This window comes from Sphingomonas sp. KRR8 (assembly GCF_023559245.1).
Lineage (GTDB): Bacteria > Pseudomonadota > Alphaproteobacteria > Sphingomonadales > Sphingomonadaceae > Sphingomicrobium.
In genome coordinates this window covers 1,392,492-1,408,614 of record NZ_CP097462.1, presented here as the reverse complement: position 1 = coordinate 1,408,614, position 16,123 = coordinate 1,392,492, and the positions used below count along the sequence as shown (strand labels likewise).

Annotated in this window: 19 protein-coding genes and 1 other RNA gene; 12 read left to right on the top strand and 8 right to left on the bottom strand. The window is 66.1% G+C overall.

The annotated features are described in order from the left end of the window. Positions 1-450: a ferritin-like domain-containing protein gene (locus M8312_RS07120; protein WP_250119668.1), complete on the bottom strand. Its 450-nt coding sequence runs from the start codon at positions 448-450 to the stop codon at positions 1-3. Positions 451-769: 319 nt separating this feature from the next. Between M8312_RS07120 and M8312_RS07115 the strand changes: the two genes are divergently transcribed. Continuing rightward, positions 770-1,537, top strand: coding sequence for a class I SAM-dependent methyltransferase (locus tag M8312_RS07115; protein ID WP_250119667.1), 768 nt, complete (start codon positions 770-772; stop codon positions 1,535-1,537). Then, on the top strand, positions 1,534-2,895 hold the full coding sequence (locus tag M8312_RS07110) for a dicarboxylate/amino acid:cation symporter (RefSeq protein WP_250119666.1): 1,362 nt from the start codon (positions 1,534-1,536) through the stop codon (positions 2,893-2,895). Before M8312_RS07115 ends, M8312_RS07110 begins: the two co-directional genes overlap by 4 nt. Before the next feature lie 146 nt (positions 2,896-3,041). Here M8312_RS07110 and M8312_RS07105 read toward each other — a convergent pair whose 3' ends face one another. Further along, on the bottom strand, positions 3,042-3,797 hold the full coding sequence (locus M8312_RS07105; RefSeq protein WP_250119665.1) for a LytR/AlgR family response regulator transcription factor: 756 nt from the start codon (positions 3,795-3,797) through the stop codon (positions 3,042-3,044). Further along, positions 3,790-5,043: a sensor histidine kinase gene (locus M8312_RS07100; protein WP_250119664.1), complete on the bottom strand. Its 1,254-nt coding sequence runs from the start codon at positions 5,041-5,043 to the stop codon at positions 3,790-3,792. Before M8312_RS07100 ends, M8312_RS07105 begins: the two co-directional genes overlap by 8 nt. 137 nt (positions 5,044-5,180) lie before the next feature. Here M8312_RS07100 and M8312_RS07095 point away from each other — a divergent pair, with 137 nt between their 5' ends. Together M8312_RS07095 and M8312_RS07090 are read left to right on the top strand one after the other, a co-directional pair. Further along, entirely contained in the window at positions 5,181-5,393 is a 213-nt protein-coding gene (locus M8312_RS07095; protein ID WP_250119663.1) for a hypothetical protein, read from the top strand. A gap of 192 nt (positions 5,394-5,585) precedes the next feature. Then, entirely contained in the window at positions 5,586-6,137 is a 552-nt protein-coding gene (locus M8312_RS07090; RefSeq protein WP_250119662.1) for a hypothetical protein, read from the top strand. A 2-nt stretch (positions 6,138-6,139) separates the two neighbouring features. On the opposite strand, the gene M8312_RS07085 is transcribed toward M8312_RS07090, so the two are convergent. From M8312_RS07085 to M8312_RS07075, 3 genes are all read right to left on the bottom strand, one after another. Next, the gene (locus M8312_RS07085; RefSeq protein WP_250119661.1) at positions 6,140-6,550 is read right to left on the bottom strand and encodes a 5' nucleotidase, NT5C type; all 411 of its coding nucleotides are present in this window, start codon (positions 6,548-6,550) and stop codon (positions 6,140-6,142) included. A gap of 77 nt (positions 6,551-6,627) precedes the next feature. Then, positions 6,628-6,981, bottom strand: a complete 354-nt coding sequence (locus M8312_RS07080; RefSeq protein ID WP_250119660.1) for a hypothetical protein — start codon at positions 6,979-6,981, stop codon at positions 6,628-6,630. A 10-nt stretch (positions 6,982-6,991) separates the two neighbouring features. Beyond that, positions 6,992-8,383 (bottom strand): Mur ligase family protein, encoded by a 1,392-nt coding sequence (locus M8312_RS07075; protein ID WP_250119659.1) that lies wholly within the window; start codon positions 8,381-8,383, stop codon positions 6,992-6,994. A 46-nt stretch (positions 8,384-8,429) separates the two neighbouring features. Between M8312_RS07075 and M8312_RS07070 the strand changes: the two genes are divergently transcribed. Continuing rightward, positions 8,430-9,239 carry an LD-carboxypeptidase gene (locus M8312_RS07070; RefSeq protein ID WP_250119658.1) on the top strand — a complete coding sequence of 270 codons (810 nt, stop codon included), beginning with the start codon at positions 8,430-8,432 and terminating at the stop codon, positions 9,237-9,239. A 76-nt stretch (positions 9,240-9,315) separates the two neighbouring features. After that, entirely contained in the window at positions 9,316-9,591 is a 276-nt protein-coding gene (locus M8312_RS07065) for an SWIB/MDM2 domain-containing protein (RefSeq protein WP_114228722.1), read from the top strand. Between the two features lie 99 nt (positions 9,592-9,690). On the opposite strand, the gene M8312_RS07060 is transcribed toward M8312_RS07065, so the two are convergent. Continuing rightward, positions 9,691-10,416, bottom strand: a complete 726-nt coding sequence (locus M8312_RS07060; RefSeq protein ID WP_250119657.1) for an NUDIX hydrolase — start codon at positions 10,414-10,416, stop codon at positions 9,691-9,693. An 86-nt stretch (positions 10,417-10,502) separates the two neighbouring features. Then, complete coding sequence (locus M8312_RS07055) at positions 10,503-10,793, bottom strand: hypothetical protein (protein ID WP_250119656.1); 291 nt, start codon at positions 10,791-10,793, stop codon at positions 10,503-10,505. 107 nt (positions 10,794-10,900) lie between these two features. Between M8312_RS07055 and ssrA the strand changes: the two genes are divergently transcribed. The 6 genes from ssrA (at position 10,901) to M8312_RS07025 (ending at position 16,123) form a co-directional block, all read left to right on the top strand. After that, positions 10,901-11,242, top strand: a transfer-messenger RNA (tmRNA) gene (ssrA, locus tag M8312_RS07050). Positions 11,243-11,337: 95 nt separating this feature from the next. Next, the gene (locus M8312_RS07045) at positions 11,338-13,392 is read left to right on the top strand and encodes an amidohydrolase family protein (RefSeq protein WP_250119655.1); all 2,055 of its coding nucleotides are present in this window, start codon (positions 11,338-11,340) and stop codon (positions 13,390-13,392) included. Positions 13,393-13,451: 59 nt separating this feature from the next. Then, positions 13,452-14,051, top strand: coding sequence for a LemA family protein (locus tag M8312_RS07040; protein WP_250119654.1), 600 nt, complete (start codon positions 13,452-13,454; stop codon positions 14,049-14,051). Positions 14,052-14,067: 16 nt separating this feature from the next. Beyond that, complete coding sequence (locus M8312_RS07035) at positions 14,068-14,910, top strand: TPM domain-containing protein (protein ID WP_250119726.1); 843 nt, start codon at positions 14,068-14,070, stop codon at positions 14,908-14,910. Next, positions 14,904-15,587, top strand: coding sequence for a TPM domain-containing protein (locus M8312_RS07030; protein WP_250119653.1), 684 nt, complete (start codon positions 14,904-14,906; stop codon positions 15,585-15,587). Before M8312_RS07035 ends, M8312_RS07030 begins: the two co-directional genes overlap by 7 nt. Continuing rightward, positions 15,584-16,123 (top strand): NUDIX hydrolase, encoded by a 540-nt coding sequence (locus M8312_RS07025; RefSeq protein ID WP_250119652.1) that lies wholly within the window; start codon positions 15,584-15,586, stop codon positions 16,121-16,123. Before M8312_RS07030 ends, M8312_RS07025 begins: the two co-directional genes overlap by 4 nt.

Sequence of the window (16,123 nt, the reverse complement as noted above, 5' to 3'; positions counted from 1 at the left end):
TCAGGCCTCCATGCCGTGCTTGAGCGAGCTGACCTTGTCATGGCCCTGGCGCACCGACTGATAGGCGCGCTCGATCGCTGAGCGGCTTTCGGTTGGAAGATCGTCACTTTTGAGAGCGGCTTCGAACTTCTCCTTAAGATAGTCCTCGCCGCGCTCGACCTCGTTGATGATCGCCTTGTCGTCGCGTCCGGTGACGGCGGCCTTCAGGTCCAGGAAGCGCTGGTGGGTCGAGCCAAGAAAGCTGCCGTCGTCGGGCGGGTTGCCGCCAAGCCGTCGGATCTCCGAACGCAGGTTTTCGACGACCTGGCTGCGATCATCGGCCATCGAGCGGAACAGCTGCTGGAAGTTGCTGGACTCCGCGTTGCTCGCCGCATCGCGATAGCCGTTGATGGAGTCGATGAGGGTGGTGGTGAGGGTCTCGAGGGTCGTGGTACCGGTCTCGGCCATCATTATTCTCCTTACGTGAGTGATTGGCCTGCAAACGCACGGTACCCCCGTGGGGTTCGGCTGCCCTGGATTAAAAGCGATGGGGTGCCTGAGAGGCGCGGTGAGGCCGAGCCTTCCGAGCAAGTGGCAGGGCCGCGGCGGGCGTGCCACAATCATCCTGGCGAGTTGAAGGGCAGGGCTCGGGTTCGTCGCGACATTCGCTGTTCCTTCTGGCGGCGAGTGGCGCCGTGCTGCAGCCGGCCTTCAATTGGCTGGCCGGCGGGACATGCTGGAAGGTTGCTGGCTACCGGGCTAGGCAAGGGACAATAGGGAGGAATATTCGATGCGCAGTTTTCGATTGCTGACAGCCGCGGCCTTGCTTGGCGGATTGGCGATGGCGCCGCTTGCTGCCGCTCCGAACCCGACCATCGCCCAAGCCGTGGCGGCGACCGCCAACCGCAGCGCCGACAATGTCGCGCTCGACGCCGGTCGCAAGCCTGCCGAGTTGCTCAGCTTCTTTGGCGTTCGACGCGGAATGCGTATCCTCGATATGTTCGGGCTCAACGGATATTGGGCCGAGATCAATGCGCCGGTCGTCGGCCCACGGGGCCTGGTCACGGTCTGGCAGCCAACCCAATTTTATACCCAGCACGGGCTCGACACCTGGCAAAAGGGTGCCGGGCGCCTGAGCAACGTGGCAGTGATCGTCAGCCCCTTCGAAGCGCCGGTATGGCCAGATCGGGCTTACGACTTCGCGCTGATCAACCTGGATTACCACGACACCTACTGGCAGAGCGCCCAGCGCGGTATTCCGCGGATGGACCCGAACGCCTTCGTCCAGAAGCTGTTCGCGGCGATAAAGCCCGGCGGAGTGGTCGGCGTTGTCGACCATGTCGCCGTGGCTGGCAGCGATCCACGCCAGAGCGTCGAGGCGCTGCACCGAATCGATCCGGCGATCATCCGTGCCGATTTCGAGCGGGCGGGGTTCAAGCTGGAGGCGGAGAGCCCGTTGCTCCGCAATCCGGCCGACGATCACAGCAAGCTGGTGTTCGACAAGAGCATCCGCGGGCAGACCGATCGCGTCGTCTACAAGTTTCGCAAGCCGCGATGAGCGTCGCGCCGCGCGCCGCAGGAAGTGAGTTGGCGCCAGCCAGCAGCAGCCGGGGTGCTTGGCTGATCCTTGGGGCATTGTTGGTCGGGCTGGTGCTGGGCGTGCTGGTGGGCAAGTCCGGCGATGGCTGGCGCGAGCCGGTGGTACAGGTCGCCAGCCTGGTCGGCGGATTGTGGCTCGACGGGTTGCGGATGACGGTCATTCCGCTGGTCATCGCCTTGCTGGTGAACGGCATCGTCGGCAGCGCGGACGCCGCCCGCGCCGGTGGCATCACGGCCAAGGCCATCGCCTGGTTCATGGGCTTTTACATCTTTTCCTCCGCGGTGGGCGGCTTCGGCATGAAGCTGCTCACCGACCTGTTTCCCTTGCCCGCGCAGGGCGCAGCGGCGCTCAGGGCAGGGCTGGCCGGGATCGACCAGAGCCAGACCGCGAACGCGGTGCCGACGGTTGCCGACTTCTTCAAGTCGATTATCCCGCCGAACCCCGTGGCAGCGGCGGCAAACGACCAGATCCTGCCGCTGGTCGTGTTCACGGTGATCTTTGCCTTCGCGCTGGCGAAGGTCGGCAGCGACAATCGTCGAGTGGCCCTGTCCTTCTTCCAGGCGATTGGCGATGCGATGCTGCGCGTGATCGGCTGGGTCCTGTGGCTCGCGCCCGCCGGTGTGCTGGCGCTGGCGTTCACCGTTGGGGCGGGGGCCGGTGGTTCGGCGTTGGGCGCGGTGGCGCATTATGTGGTGCTCGTGTCCTTGCTGGGCGTGGTGGTGACTCTGGCCGCGCTGGCAGTAGGGTTGCTGCTCGCACGCGTGCCGCCTGGGCGCTTGCTGAGCGCCATGGTCGGCCCGGCCGCGGTCGCTATTTCGACCCGATCGTCACTTGCCTCCCTGCCCGCCATGCTCGAGGCCGCGCGCCGGCTTGGGGTGGACGAGGGCAAGGCGGACATCCTGCTGCCAATGGCCGTGGCGCTGCTGCGGGCGACCGGGCCGGCCATGAACGTTGGCGTGGCCGTCTATGTCGCGCACTGGTTCGGCATTGCCCTGCCGCTGCCAGCGTTGATCGCAGGCATTGCCATTGGTGCGCTGGCCTCGATCGGTGCGGTGAGCCTTCCGGGACAGCTTAGCTTCTACACCTCGATCGCGCCGATCAGCCTGGCGATGGGGGTGCCGATCGAGCCGCTGGCACTGCTGATCGCGGTCGAGACCATTCCCGACATTTTCCGGACATTGGGCAACGTCATCGCTGACGTGTCGGTCACCGCCGCCATTGCCCGGTCGGAGGGCGATGACCTAACTGCCGAGCGGCCGTTGGACGATGGAGGAACGCCGTTGGTCGACCTGCCGAGCGTATCCGAAGGCCGGTAGAGTCGCGGTTCGGCTTGCAGCGGCCCGATGCTAGCTCGTCAGTGACGGAGCGAGGGCAGGACCCTGCTCAGGTCTTCTGACCGGCAGGGACTCGTTCCGTCACCTCTTTCCCGAGGGTATCCAAGTCGGTCGCCGATCCACCCGGATCAGCGGCCGGCGATGGCGCGCACGCTGTCCGCGTAAAGGCGCCCGACGGCTTGCTCCGTCCCGTCTGCAAGGCGGGCGATCCACCGGCCGGAGGGATTGCGCAGGAACCCGGTGATGAAGTCCCGCCGAACGATGGCGGAGCGATGAAGCCGTACGAACAGCTCGGGGTCGAGCCCATCCTCCAGCGCCGCCATGCTGTGATGGATGAGCCAGCTGCGTGGACCGACGTGCAACCGCATGTAGTCCCGCTCGGCCGAGACGCGGTCAATGTCCTTCACGGCAATGCGGACCAGGCCGCTCAGGTCGGAGGCCCAGAATTCCTCCAGGTAACGGCCCCGGTCAGCGGCTTCCTGGCCTGCATGCGGCGCGGCAGCGATACGGCGGACGTGGTCTCGCGCGCGGTCCAGCGCCCGCTCAAGGCGAGCAGGGTCAACCGGCTTCATCAGATAGTCGACCGCCTCAACCTCAAAGGCGGCCACCGCGAACTGGTCAAAGGCGGTGACAAAGACGACGGCCGGGGCGGGCCGTCGCTCGGCCAGCGCTCGAGCAACGTCGATGCCGTCCAGCCCGGGCATGGCGATGTCCAGCAGCAGAAGGTCGGGCGCAAGCGCCTCGCTCATCCGCACTGCGCCCTCCCCGTCGGAGGCGGTGCCGACGAGGTCGACGCCATCGCAGCGGGCGAGCAGCAGTTGCAGGCGTTCGGTGGCGAGCGGCTCGTCGTCGACGACGAGCACTCTCAGGGCTTGGTCATCCATCCTTGCCGGAATCATTCGTCATCGGGAGGGTCATCACTACTCGATAGCCACCTTCGGCCAAGGGGCCAAATACGCAGCGGGCTTCAGACCCGAACCGAACGGCGAGCCGCTGGCTGACGTTGGTCAGACCCACACCGGTGCCATCGGGCTGGGTCCGCTGGCGCGGTGATTTGAGGGCCACGCCGCCCCGATTGGTGATCTCGATCTGCAGCTGGCCTGGCTTCGGCTCGGTTGCGGCGATGCGCAACGTCACCTTGTCGCGGGTCGCCGAGACGCCATACTTGATCGCATTCTCGACGACCGGCTGCAGGATCAGGGCCGGCAGCAGGGCATGGCTGAGCTGCGCGGGGACGTCGATGTCGACCTTCAAACGGCGCGGAAAGCGGGTCTTCTCGATGTCGAGATATAGCCGCTGGAGCTCAATCTCCTCCGCTAGCGTGACGTCGGCGGTCGGATTAAGCGACAAGCTGGTTCGGAAGAAGGTCGATAGCTTGAGGATCATCGACTCCGCTTCCTGCGCCCGCCCGGCCATGACCAGCGAGGACAAGCTGTTCAGCGTGTTGAACAGAAAGTGCGGATTGACCTGATAACGAAGCGCCCGGACCTGCGCCGACTGCGCCGCGCTTTCGGCCTGAGCGGCGCGGCGTGACAAGGCCAGCGCCTGCCGCTGGCTCACCGAGGCGAGATAAAAGGCGCTCCAGGCGATGAAGAAGAACAGCCAGACGACGGTCGTGTCGGCCGTGAACCGCAGGCGGTCGCGTTCGCTCAGCTCGTTCATGCGCGGCGCGGTCAGAATGACCGGGTCGGTGGCGCGGCGTTCGATGCGGACCTGATCGCCTTTCTGCACAACCACGAAGCCTTCGCGGGTCTGGAAGCGGGTCTCCTCCTTGCTGCTCTTCAGATGGCCCTCCGTCGCGACCAGCAGCGTGGCAAGGGCGGCGGCGGCAAGCACGGAGCCGAGTAGCGCCACCACCGCCTTGCGGCCGAGGCCAGGACCCGGCGCGAAGAACTGGATGGCGCAGTAGACCGTGAAGGTCAGGACCATGCCGGCGGCCAGGGTAACCAGCTTGTTCTCGAGCACGGTTAGCGGATCGTCGCCAAGGAAGGCCCGCGCGACCACCGTCAGCGCATAGGCCAGCCAGAAACCGACAATCAGGAGGATCGCGCGCTTGAGGTCGCCAAAGCGGCGGGCGCCCGGTGGATCGAGCGATTCGATCGGAATGTCGACGGCGGAGAGCATGTTCATCGCCCGGCAATCTGCGCTTGCCTTGCGGGCCATGCAACGCCCGCTCGTCCGCCTGCCGAAATGAGGGGCCGACTGGTCGAACGGAACGGCGGTGCGCACGCGTTCGTTACGGTTGCAAAATTCCAGGAGAAGAGCGGATGTCCAACAACCAGCAGACGAGCACGCCTCCCGCCACTCTGTCCGGCGACCCGGAGCGAGAACTCGAGCGGAAGCTGCGCAAGAACCCCGACGACCTCGACGCCAAGGCCGATGTTGGCAGCGATGAATCGATGGACGCGTCCGATCCGCCGGCCGCGGCGCAGCCGGGACAGAATGATGATCCGGTGCCCTCGTCCGGTTTTCCCGGGTGAGAAGGTGGTCAAGGTGAAGTGCTGACGCGTTGCATTTGAGTGACGGTTCCACGGCTTGCGATGAGCTGCTGCGATCGCTCCTTGATGAAGACCCATGCCTCTGATTCAATGTGAGTGGGGATGGGATCTTGGTTAAGCATTGCGCAACCAGATGTGCCGCAAGGTCCCGACAGGCGTAAAGGAGTCGGGGTGATGAGCACGCGGAACAGCCAACCTGCTGGCGGTGCGCTGCTGTTGAGCGAGATCAAGGAGTTCGCCGCCTTTCCAAAGGCGACGCAGCGCTACGTACGCCGTTCGCTCGATGTGGCTTACGGCCGCCGTGACGCGCTTGGGTGCTGGGCCCGGGATGAGGGCGAAGCCGCTTCGATCCGTGCCCAGAGCTGCATCTACAAGCAGCTCGAAGCGCTCCGCCTCCAGATTCCTGATGACAGCGGTCTCGATACGATCGACCCGTTCATGGGCGCGCTGATCACGGTTGCGGCATTCGACCTCGGCCAGGATCGCCTGCTCAATTTCGCGGCATTCCGCTTCCTCTATGAGCGCTTGCTCGGCGCGAGCGTTCGGCCGTGGCTGCCCGCAGCCTTCTGCGCGGCCGCAGCGCTGCCGCACCTCCATCCCGACCGGCGCCGCAGCCTGCTGCAGTCGATCAGCGAAAGTGCGGCCACTGCGCCGGGCTGGTCGAACCGCGAGCCGGTGTTCTGGCCGGAGTGGGTCGAGAAGATCGACATCGCCGCCGCGGCCTGAGCTCAGGCGGGCATCTCAATCGACGGGTAGAAGCGGGCGAGCTCTCCAAGGCTCGTCCGCGCGTTTGTGTGGTGGATGAAGATGCCGCCGGCATCCTCCCACTTGGCACGGTGCCGCAGCGTGTCGTCGACCAGAATGTCGGCGCCGGTCATGTGACGGTACTTGTCACGAGCCATGCAGGTGATGATGGGCACGCCGGGAAAATGCTCGGCGGCCCAGGCGACCTTCTGCGGCGCCGCCCAGTTGCCGAGCGGCAGGCCGGTGAGAATGGTGGGCTTGAGATGCTTCACCGCATCGAACAGCAGCATGGCGTCCGGCATCAGTGGCAGCGTTGCGTAGAAGTCGGGCGTCTTCGCCAGCCGGCCCCAGAAGCGATTGGGACCGTATCGCCGCTCATAGGACTTGAGGTCCATGCCCAACGCCTCGCACGCACCGGCCTCGAAATCGGCCAGGACGCCATCGCAATCCAAAAACAGGTGCGGTTCCGCCATCAGAAGCGCGCGGGCGTGAGTGTCACCGGAATGGGATGGTCCAGTTCCTTCCAGCCCCGCTCCTTCAGGACGTCATTGCTTTCGCGCGCATCGCGCCCGTCGGCCAGCGACCAGGTGATGTGGTAGATGGACCCGTCCGGACGGTCGACGCTGCCGTCGATCGCGACCACCATTGCCTCAACGCCGCTCTCGTCGTCGATTCGGCCAACAATCGATGCCTTCACCTCGTGCGGGGCGAGGTTGAACGGCTTGAGAGTGACGTGGTCAGCCACCGCCTTGGCGTAACGCGGCGGGTGCTCCGCCAAGAGCCGCTCACGTTCGGTTCGATCGAGTTTCCACCCTGATATCCTCATGCGGGCACAATCAGGAGCGCGCGGCGAGGTTCCCGACAAGGTCGGCGGCGAATTCGCTGAGCGTGTCATCGCGAGCACCAAGGATGGCGATCGTGTCGCCGTTGCGGGCTTCGGCCAGCAGCCGTGCGGCAATGTCGGGTCGCGCCGCGATGTGCTCCGCTTCGCCGCCCGCCCTTCGGATGGCTTCGGCAAGCCAGTCCGATCCGCGCGTCCGGTCGACGGTGCCGCCCTGGTAGACGGGGTCGCTCAGGATCAGCAGGTCGCCAGCACCAAGGCCCTGTGCGAATGTCGCGGCCAGTTCGTCGCCCATCTTCGCCAGCGGACCGTATCCGTGCGGCTGGAAGACGACCAGCTTGCGCCCCGAACGCGACGCGAGAGTCGCGAGGGTGGCGGCGATCTTGTCGGGATTGTGGGCGAAATCGTCGATCACGGTCACGCCCCCGCCGGTTCCGACCGTCTCCAGACGCCGCTTCAGCCCCGCGAAACGGCCGATGACCTCCGCGGCCTCGGCGAGCGGGACACCGAGCGCGCGCACGGCCGCCAGCGCCGCCAGGGCATTGGAGGCATTGTGCCGCCCAGGCACGGACAGCTGCACTGGCCAGCGCTGGCCGTCCGCCTCGACCATGAAGGTCGAGCCATCGGAGCCAAGCTGAAGGTCGCGCCCGATTACAGCCGCGCCAGGGCTGTCGAAGCCGTACCCCGAAGCATTGCCGAGCTGCTCGCCAAGCATCCGCGATTCCGGATCATCAAGGTTGACCACGGCGACCCGGGCCCGGTGAAGGAACCCGCCGAAGAGATGGCGCAGCTCGTCCATTTCCTTGTGGTCGAGGCTGACGTTGTTGAGGACGGCGACCTCGGGCCGATAAAGAGCGATGGAGCCGTCGCTTTCGTCGACCTCGCTGACGAACAGCTCTGGATCGCCGACCAGCGCGCTGGCGAAGGGAGCTGAAGGGGCAACGAAGTTCTTCATCACCGCACCGTTCATGACGGTTGGTTGACGGTTGAGCGCGAACAGGATCCAGCCGATCATGCCGGTGACGGTCGACTTTCCGCTGGTTCCGCCCACCGCGACGCTGCGCTGGGCGGCGTTCAGCAACTGGGCGAGCAGCTGAGGCCGGGTGAGGTGCGCAAGGCCAAGCTCCCGGGCGCGGATCACGTCGGGAATGGTTTCTTCCACGGCGGCTGAGGTGACGAGGATCATGCCTTCGGTGAGGCCCGAGCCGTCCTGGCGGAACAGCTGGATGCCGAGCGAACGCAGGAAGTCGAACTTGGGCGCAAGTCGACCGGCATCAAGCGCGCGGTCCGAGCCTGCGACGCGGTGACCCTGAGCGCGAACGATGCAGGCGAGCGGCAACATGCCGCTGCCCCCGACCCCACAGAAGAAGTAGCTGGATTGACTCATGTCCGCAGCCCTATTGGTGAGGGCGTCGCAAGACAAAGGAAAAGCCATGCGGATCGCGCTGGTCGCGCCGAGTTGCCCATTGAAGCGAGAAGCGGCCGAGCGCGTCAGCGCGCTTGCGGCTGCGCGCGGCGATTGCGAGCTGCTGATCCATCCGCAATGCTTCCTGACCGACGGTCATTTTGCCGGCTCCGACTCTGAACGGCTGGAGGCCGTGCGCGAGGTGATGGCTAACCCCGCGGTCGATGCCGTGTGGTTCGCGCGCGGAGGATACGGTTCCAATCGGATCGCTGCCGCCGCCGTTCGCGACCTTCCGGTTGAGGCCCGGTCCAAGGAATTCCTCGGATATAGCGATGCGGGCTTCATGCTCGCGGCGCTCCACCGCGCCGGATGCCAGGTGGCGCATGGGCCAATGGCGCAGGACGTGCTGCGGGTGGGGGGCGAGGCGGCGATCACGCGGGCGCTCGACTGGCTGGTGCGGGACGACCCATCGTCTCTCGAGCCGGGGCTCTCCCGACCAAGCATGGCGTTCAACCTCACGGTTCTCTCCTGCCTGCTTGGCACAGCGGTCGAGCCGTCCTTCACGGGCCGGGACATCCTCATCGAGGAAGTGGACGAAGAGCATTACCGCATCGACCGGATGATGTTCCACGTCACCTCTTCCCAGACGGTGCGAAGCTGCGGCGGAATCCGCCTCGGCCGCTGCGCCGTACCGGAAAATGATCGGCCGTTCGGAGCAGAGGAGGAGGCGATCGTTCGCGACTGGTGCGGGCGCTCCGGCATTCCTTACCTTGGCCGTGCGGACATCGGTCATGATGCCGACAACAAGGTCGTCCCGTTTCCAGTCGCGGGACGCTGATTTCCCCTCTTGTGAACAGCTATTGCGCGGCGCTTCGCTTTGCGCTCTACCGAGAGAGGAACAACAGGAGGGCCTCATGGCTAAAGAAGCGAGCGGGACTGGGCGTAAAGCGGGGGGCGGCCTGGCTCGCCCGGTAACACCGTCGAAGGATCTGGCGGAAATCGTCGGCAGCAACCCGCTGCCGCGCAGCGAAGTTGTCTCGAAGGTGTGGGATCACATCCGGAAGAACAATCTGCAGAACCCGCAGAACAAGCGCGAGATCGTCGCCGACGACAAGCTGAAGAAGATCTTCGGCAAGGATCGCTGCACCATGTTCGAAATGAACAAGCACTTGTCCAAGCATCTGTCGTAAGACAGACCGGCGTATTCGAACAAGGGACCTGCCCGGGGCCGGGCAGGTCCCTTTTCTTTTGCGCGGCTTAGGGCACGCGGGGCGCTATTCAGGCTGATTTCAGCCTCGCATGGCCGAACTCAACCGCTCCCGAGTTACCGGATAGCCAAGGTGATCCGGGATTCGCAGCCACTGCTCACCCTCCGCATCCTCGATCCAGGGACTGATCGTTTGCACCGGGTGCGCCGCGGCGTGGGCGGCTGCTTCATCGAAGGATCCGAACTGCGCCAGCCGCTCGAGATTGCGGATGGTCGGGAAGATGGCGGCGGCACGGCCCGCCGCCACCCGTTCCAGCACCTGCGCTGCGCTGACCCATTCGGCACTCTCGCACTCGCCGGCCTGGGGGCGAAGGTCGCCCACCTCTGCGGGCGCGCGGGCAAGGAAGAACAAGGTGTCAAACCGGCGAGTGTGTTTGAAGGTCGGCTTCCACCGCGCGAACGGCACAAGCGCCTGAAGGTCGAGCCCGACACCATGCTGGTTCAGCAGCGCTGAGAAAGGCCTGCCGGCGTGAAGCTCATCCTGCAGCGAGTCCGGCGGGTTGTCGACAAGGCCGACGTGCACCCCGGTCTCCTCGATCGTCTCGCGGATGGCGCAAACCCGGGCGGCATCCTCATGAGAGTCGGCCAGCTCGCGGTCCGCGGCGTCGATCCGGCCACCTGGAAAGACCATGGCGCCGGCGGCGAACGCCATGCGGCTGGTCCGCGTGACCATCAGCAGCTCGGGCGGCCCGCTCGCCATGTCGCGCATCACCACCAGGGTGGCGGCCGGGATCGCGTCGTCTTCCATCGCATCCGACGTAGACCCCCGATCCCCAAAGAAAAAGGCCGGCCCGCGAGCGGACCGGCCTTTCCATCTGTCGCCGAGGCGACGGATTACATCGCGTTGACGGCCGCAGCGGCTTCGGCGCTGTTCTGCGCGTTCACGTCGGCATCGTCGATCGCGTCCGCCTTACGGTCACCCTCGGCCTTGAGCGCGTCGGCCTGGTTGTGCAGCGAGTCGGCCGCATTCGCGTCGGCGGTGTTGTCCGCCATCATGTCGAGGTTCTCGGCGGCGTTGTCGTAATTGGCCTGAACGTTGTCGCCCAGCTTGTCGTCACCCTTGCCACCGCAGGCGGCGAGCGCGAGCGCGGCGGCGCCGACAACGGCGAAAGTCAGCTTCTTCATGGAAATAGTCCCCTTCGTATCTGCTCGTTAAGCGGAGTGCTCTTACCCGCTTGGCGCGGCACAACGCCAGACCGTCCGCGCGGTTCCGCTCAAGCTTATTCACTGCCGTGCTTGAGAAGCGGGCGCCAAAGGCCTACATATGAGGGGCCGGGCAACCGGCTATGCTGGTAGATCGCCTTCTGGAATAGGCACTTCGGACCCGGGGGGCAGTACCCCGGCGCCTCCACCACCAGCGACGGGAAACGTCGTTGCTGATGGGGGCGAAACAGGATCGACGGGTGCAATAAAGATTGGGCTGCCAGTCGGCGTGAGCGAGCCGTAAAACCGTTCTTCACACAAGTGCCAACGATAACGAGGCTCTTGCGATTGCCGCGTAACAAGGTCTCAACGGACTAAGTTACAAGGACAAAAGCGCGGTTGGACCCCACCGGGCAACAGAAGGGGATTCCAGCGGCACGGGAGGCGCCGGGCAACAGAAGCCTCCCACCTTCCCTAAACGGCGGATAGCTGCCACTCTTCGCTTCATCTCAAGGGGGATGAAGCGATGGTGAAGAAGCTTGTTTGCGCACTGCTGCTGGCGGGCGTCTCGGTCACGGCCTCCGCCGCTCCGGCGACCAAGGACCAGTTGCTGGTTCCCCCGCCGACCGCGCGCCATTTCACTATCTCTTCCAAGGCCGGCAAGCACGGCGACAATTGGGTCTGGACACTGCCGGACGGACGCATTGCCTCGCGCATGTCGATGTCGCTGCGTGGCTGGATCACCGAGGTGGACGAGGTCACGACCTTGGGGCCCGACGGCCGGCCGGTGGCGATCGACGTTCGCGGCTACACCGACTCCGGTGACGCGACCGAACATTTCAGCGTCGATCCCGCGGGCATCGCGCACTGGCAAACCTCCGTCGACAGCGGCTCCGCACCCTTCGGGACCAAGCGCTACAGCAGCTACGGTGGCCCCTGGTTCGATGGGGTCGATGACGCCTCGGCACTGCTCGCCGCCGGTGAGCGTGGGGTCGAGCTGCTGCCGGGCGGAAAGGGCCGGCTGCGGATCGTGCGCTCGGTGGAAATCACCGGCCCCAAGGGACCGGAGACGATCAAGCTTGGCTTCACCGAAGGGTTCGGTTTCGCGCCGCGACCCTATTGGTTGACGGCCGACAACAAGTTCTTCGGTTCGGCCGGGCAGATCAGCCTGCTGCCAGAAGGATATGAGGGCAATGCCGAGCGGCTGAAGGCAATCGGCGAGGAGGAGACCGCCAAGCTGGTGCGTGACGTTTCTCACCGGTTCCTGGCCTCGGCCAATGCCGCCCCGACCCTGTTCGACCACGTGAAGCTGTTCGATTCGGTGGGCGGACGATACCTCCCCGACCGCGCCGTGCTGGTGACCGGCGGGAAGGTGGCGGCGGTCGGAGCGGGCGGGTCGCTCCGTGCTCCCGCAGGCGCACGCGTGATCGATGGGCGCGGGAAGACCCTGCTTCCGGGCCTGTGGGATTCGCATCGCCATGTCGGTGGTGACGACTTCGAGCTCATCCAGAATGTCGCCACCGGGATCACCAATTACCGCAGCCCCGGATCGCTGATCGAGGACGCGCAGAGCATCTTCAAGCGGCGGGCGGCCGGAGACCTGCTGGCGCCCGACGGCAAGGTGTCGGTGATCGTCGATCGCAAGGATCCGCTGGCGGCGCAGGGCGCGCTGACGGTCAACAGCGCGGAGGAGACGATCGCCGCGGTGCGCAAGATCAAGGCCGCGGGCATGTGGGGCGTGAAATTCTACACCTCGATGAATCCGGCGTGGATCGCTCCGGGCGCTGCCGAGGCCCACAAGCTGGGTCTCCACGTCCACGGCCACGTACCGGCCGGCATGCGGCCGCTCGATGCGGTGCGCGCCGGTTATGACGAGGTCACCCACATCAACTTCATCATGATGCAGGCCATGCCGCAGTCGGTGGTCGACAAGGCCAACACCGCCGCAAGGCTGGAGGGGCCAGCCCAGTATGGCAAGGATGTCGATCTCGACTCGCCGGCGATGAAGGCCTTCTACGCGGAACTGGCGAAGCGGAAGACCATCGTCGATCCCACGCTCACCGTGTGGGAGCCGCTGATGACCTCGGACGGCAGCGCCATCTCGCCCGAATATGCCCCTTATGCCCCGGTCGCTCCGCCGGCCGTGGCGCGTGGCTGGAAGATCTCCGGCTATCCTCTGTTCGCCAACCTCACCCGCGACGATTTCCGCAAGAGCTTCGCCAAGATGGTCGGCCTGGTGGGGCGGCTTCACCAGGCGGGCGTCCGGGTCGTCGCCGGCACCGACGGTTATGGCCTGGAGATTGTCCGTGAGCTTGAGCTCTATCAGCAGGCCGGCCTCACCAACGCCGAAGCGCTGCAGACCGCGACCATCATCCCCGCACGGATGACCGGCATGGATGGCCGGGTCGGCTCGGTGGCGCCCGGGAAGACCGCCGATCTCATCCTGGTCGATGGCGACGCGGAGGCGAACCTCGGTGCGCTGCGGCAGGTCGACAAGGTGGTGCTAGACGGGGTGCTGATGGACGGCGACGCGCTTCGGGAAGCGGCGGGCTTCAGCGGACGACCGGTCGTCGCCAATTGAAAGCGCAAAGTGTGTCATCTATCTAAGGCACCTTGGAAGTTTCAGGGGACCATGGACAGATGACCGCACTTCGCCGCTTCGGCCTTGCCGCGCCGCTCGCCGCGCTGACCCTCTCGGCATGCGGATTGAACTCGATCCCGACGTCGGAAGAGAAGGTCAACGCCAAGTGGGCCGACCTTCAGGCTGACTATCAGCGCCGTTCGGACCTGATCGGCAATCTGGTCTCCACCGTGAAGGCCGCCGCCAAGCAGGAAAGCACCGTGCTGATCGGCGTCAGCGAAGCGCGGGCGAAGGCGACCAGCGTGAACCTCAGCCCGCAGGACCTGTCCGACCCGCAGAAGGTGCGCGCGTTCGACGCGGCGCAGGCGCAGGTCACGGCCGCCGTTCGGCCGCTGCTCGGCCCGATGATCCAGGAGCGTTACCCCGAACTGAAGAGCCTGCAGAACTTCACGGACCTGCAGACCCAGCTGGAAGGGACCGAGAACCGGATCGACTTCGCCCGGCGCGATTATAACGAAGCGGTGCGCCAGTATAACACGACGATCCGCACCTTCCCCGACGCGATCGGCGCCAAGATTTTCTACGGTGCCAAGCCGAAGGTGCCGTTCGAGGCATCGGCTGGCGCCCAGAACGCGCCCAAGGTCGACTTCGGCGCCTGATCGTCCGCCCGTGCCGCTGACGGCACCTTTGCGGCGCTGGTTCGCCCTCCTGTTGCTGGCGCTGCTCGCGGCACCGGCGCTGGCGCAGTCTTACCCCAAGCAGACGGGGTGGGTGACCGATGAGGCCAACCTCCTGTCACCCGCCGACGAGCAGGCGCTCACGGCGCAGCTTTACCAGCTCAAGCAGCAGACCGGGCGGCAGCTGGCGGTCGCGACCGTCAACAGTCTCGGCGGGCAGGACATCGACACCTATGCACCCCTGTTGTTCCGCGAGTGGAAGCTTGGCAGCAGCGAGGCTGACGACGGCGTCCTGCTGCTGGTGGCGCCCAACGAGCGGCGGGTGCGCATCACTACCGGTTATGGAGCGGGTGGCTTTCTCACCGACCTCGTGGCGGGGCGGATCATCCGTGAGCAGATCACGCCGCGCTTCAAGGGCAACGACTATCCTGGCGGCATCAAGGCGGGCGTCGGCGCGATCGCCCAGTTCATGCAGTTGTCGCCGGAAGAGCAGCAGCGGCAGGCGGCCACGATTGCCCAAGAGCAACGGCAGCAGCAGAGCACTCCGCAAGCGGGTGACTTGGCGCCGCTGGTTGTGTGGGGAATGGTCATCCTGTTCGTGCTGCTGTCCTTCACCCGCCGGCTCGGTGGCCGCCGCTATCGTGGCCGCAGCGGCGGCGGGATCAGCCCATGGGTGGTGCTGTGGGGGCTGGATGCCCTGAGCCGGGGCTCGCGAGGCGGCGGCTGGGGTGGCGGTGGCGGCTGGGGCGGCGGAGGCGGCTTCGGCGGTGGCGGCGGCTTCGGTGGTTGGGGCGGCGGCGGCGGCTCGACCGGCGGCGGCGGAGCGAGCGGTTCATGGTAAGCATTGCCATCAGCGAGGCCGACCGGGAACGCGTCAGCGCCGCGGTGACCGCCGCCGAGGGAGCAAGCGCGGGCGAGATCGTCACGGTCGTGACCGAGCAGTCCGACCCTTATCATGACGTCGCCCTGCAATGGGCGGTGCTGACGCTGGTCCTGGTGCTGGCCTGGGCGGCCGCTTTCCCTAATTGGCTGCTGTGGTGGCGCGAGACGTTGCTTGGGAGCGACTGGACAGGCACGCCGAGCCTTCGGGCGACGCTGTTCTTCCTCATGGCGCTGTGTCTGCTGAAGTTCACCGCGGTGCTGCTGATCCTGCGCTGGCGACCACTGCGGCTGGCGCTGACGCCGGGCGTGACCAAGCATCGACGGGTCCGGCGCCGCGCCGTGGCGCTGTTCAAGGCCTCGGCCGAGCGGCGCACCGAAGGTCGCACCGGCATTCTCATCTACCTGTCGGTGGCGGAGCGACGGGCCGAGATCGTCGCCGACGAAGCGATTATGGCGGTGACTACGCCCGAGACCTGGGGCGAGACGATGACGGCGCTTACCGCCGAGATCCGGCAAGGGCGGCCCGCCGACGGGCTGATCAAAGCGGTGGAGCTGGTCGGCGGGGTGCTTTCCGCGCATTTCCCGCGTTCGGCCGATGATCACAACGAGATACCCGACAAACTGATCGAGCTTTGACCGACCCCGATTACACCGCGCCGCTGGAGGTCCAGTGGAAGGGCCGCTTCGTCCAGGCCTGCACCCGCGGCAAGTGGGAGTTCGCCGGCCGGGTCGGCGGCATCCGCGCCGTCGTCATCCATGCCGAGATCGATGGCCAGCTGATCCTGGTCGAGCAATATCGCGTTGCGGTCGGCGGCCCGTGCCTGGAGCTGCCGGCCGGGCTGGTCGGCGATCATGACCCCAACGCCACGGTGGAAAGCACCGCTGTCGCCGAGCTTGAGGAGGAGACGGGCTTTACCGCGGGCCGGATCGAGCGACTGGGCGACTTCCATGCGTCGCCCGGAATGCTCAGCGAGAGTTTTACCCTGGTCCGCGCGCATGACGTGCGCCGGGTCGGGCAGGGTGGGGGCGTCGCCGGCGAGGAGGACATCACCGTTCGGCTGGTACCCAGGCACGAGCTGGCAGCGTTCGTCGCCGCTCGCCGCGCCGCCGGCGTGGCGATGGACGTCAAGCTGCTCCTGCCGCTGGCAGACGCCCTGCTGGGCGGCGCCTAG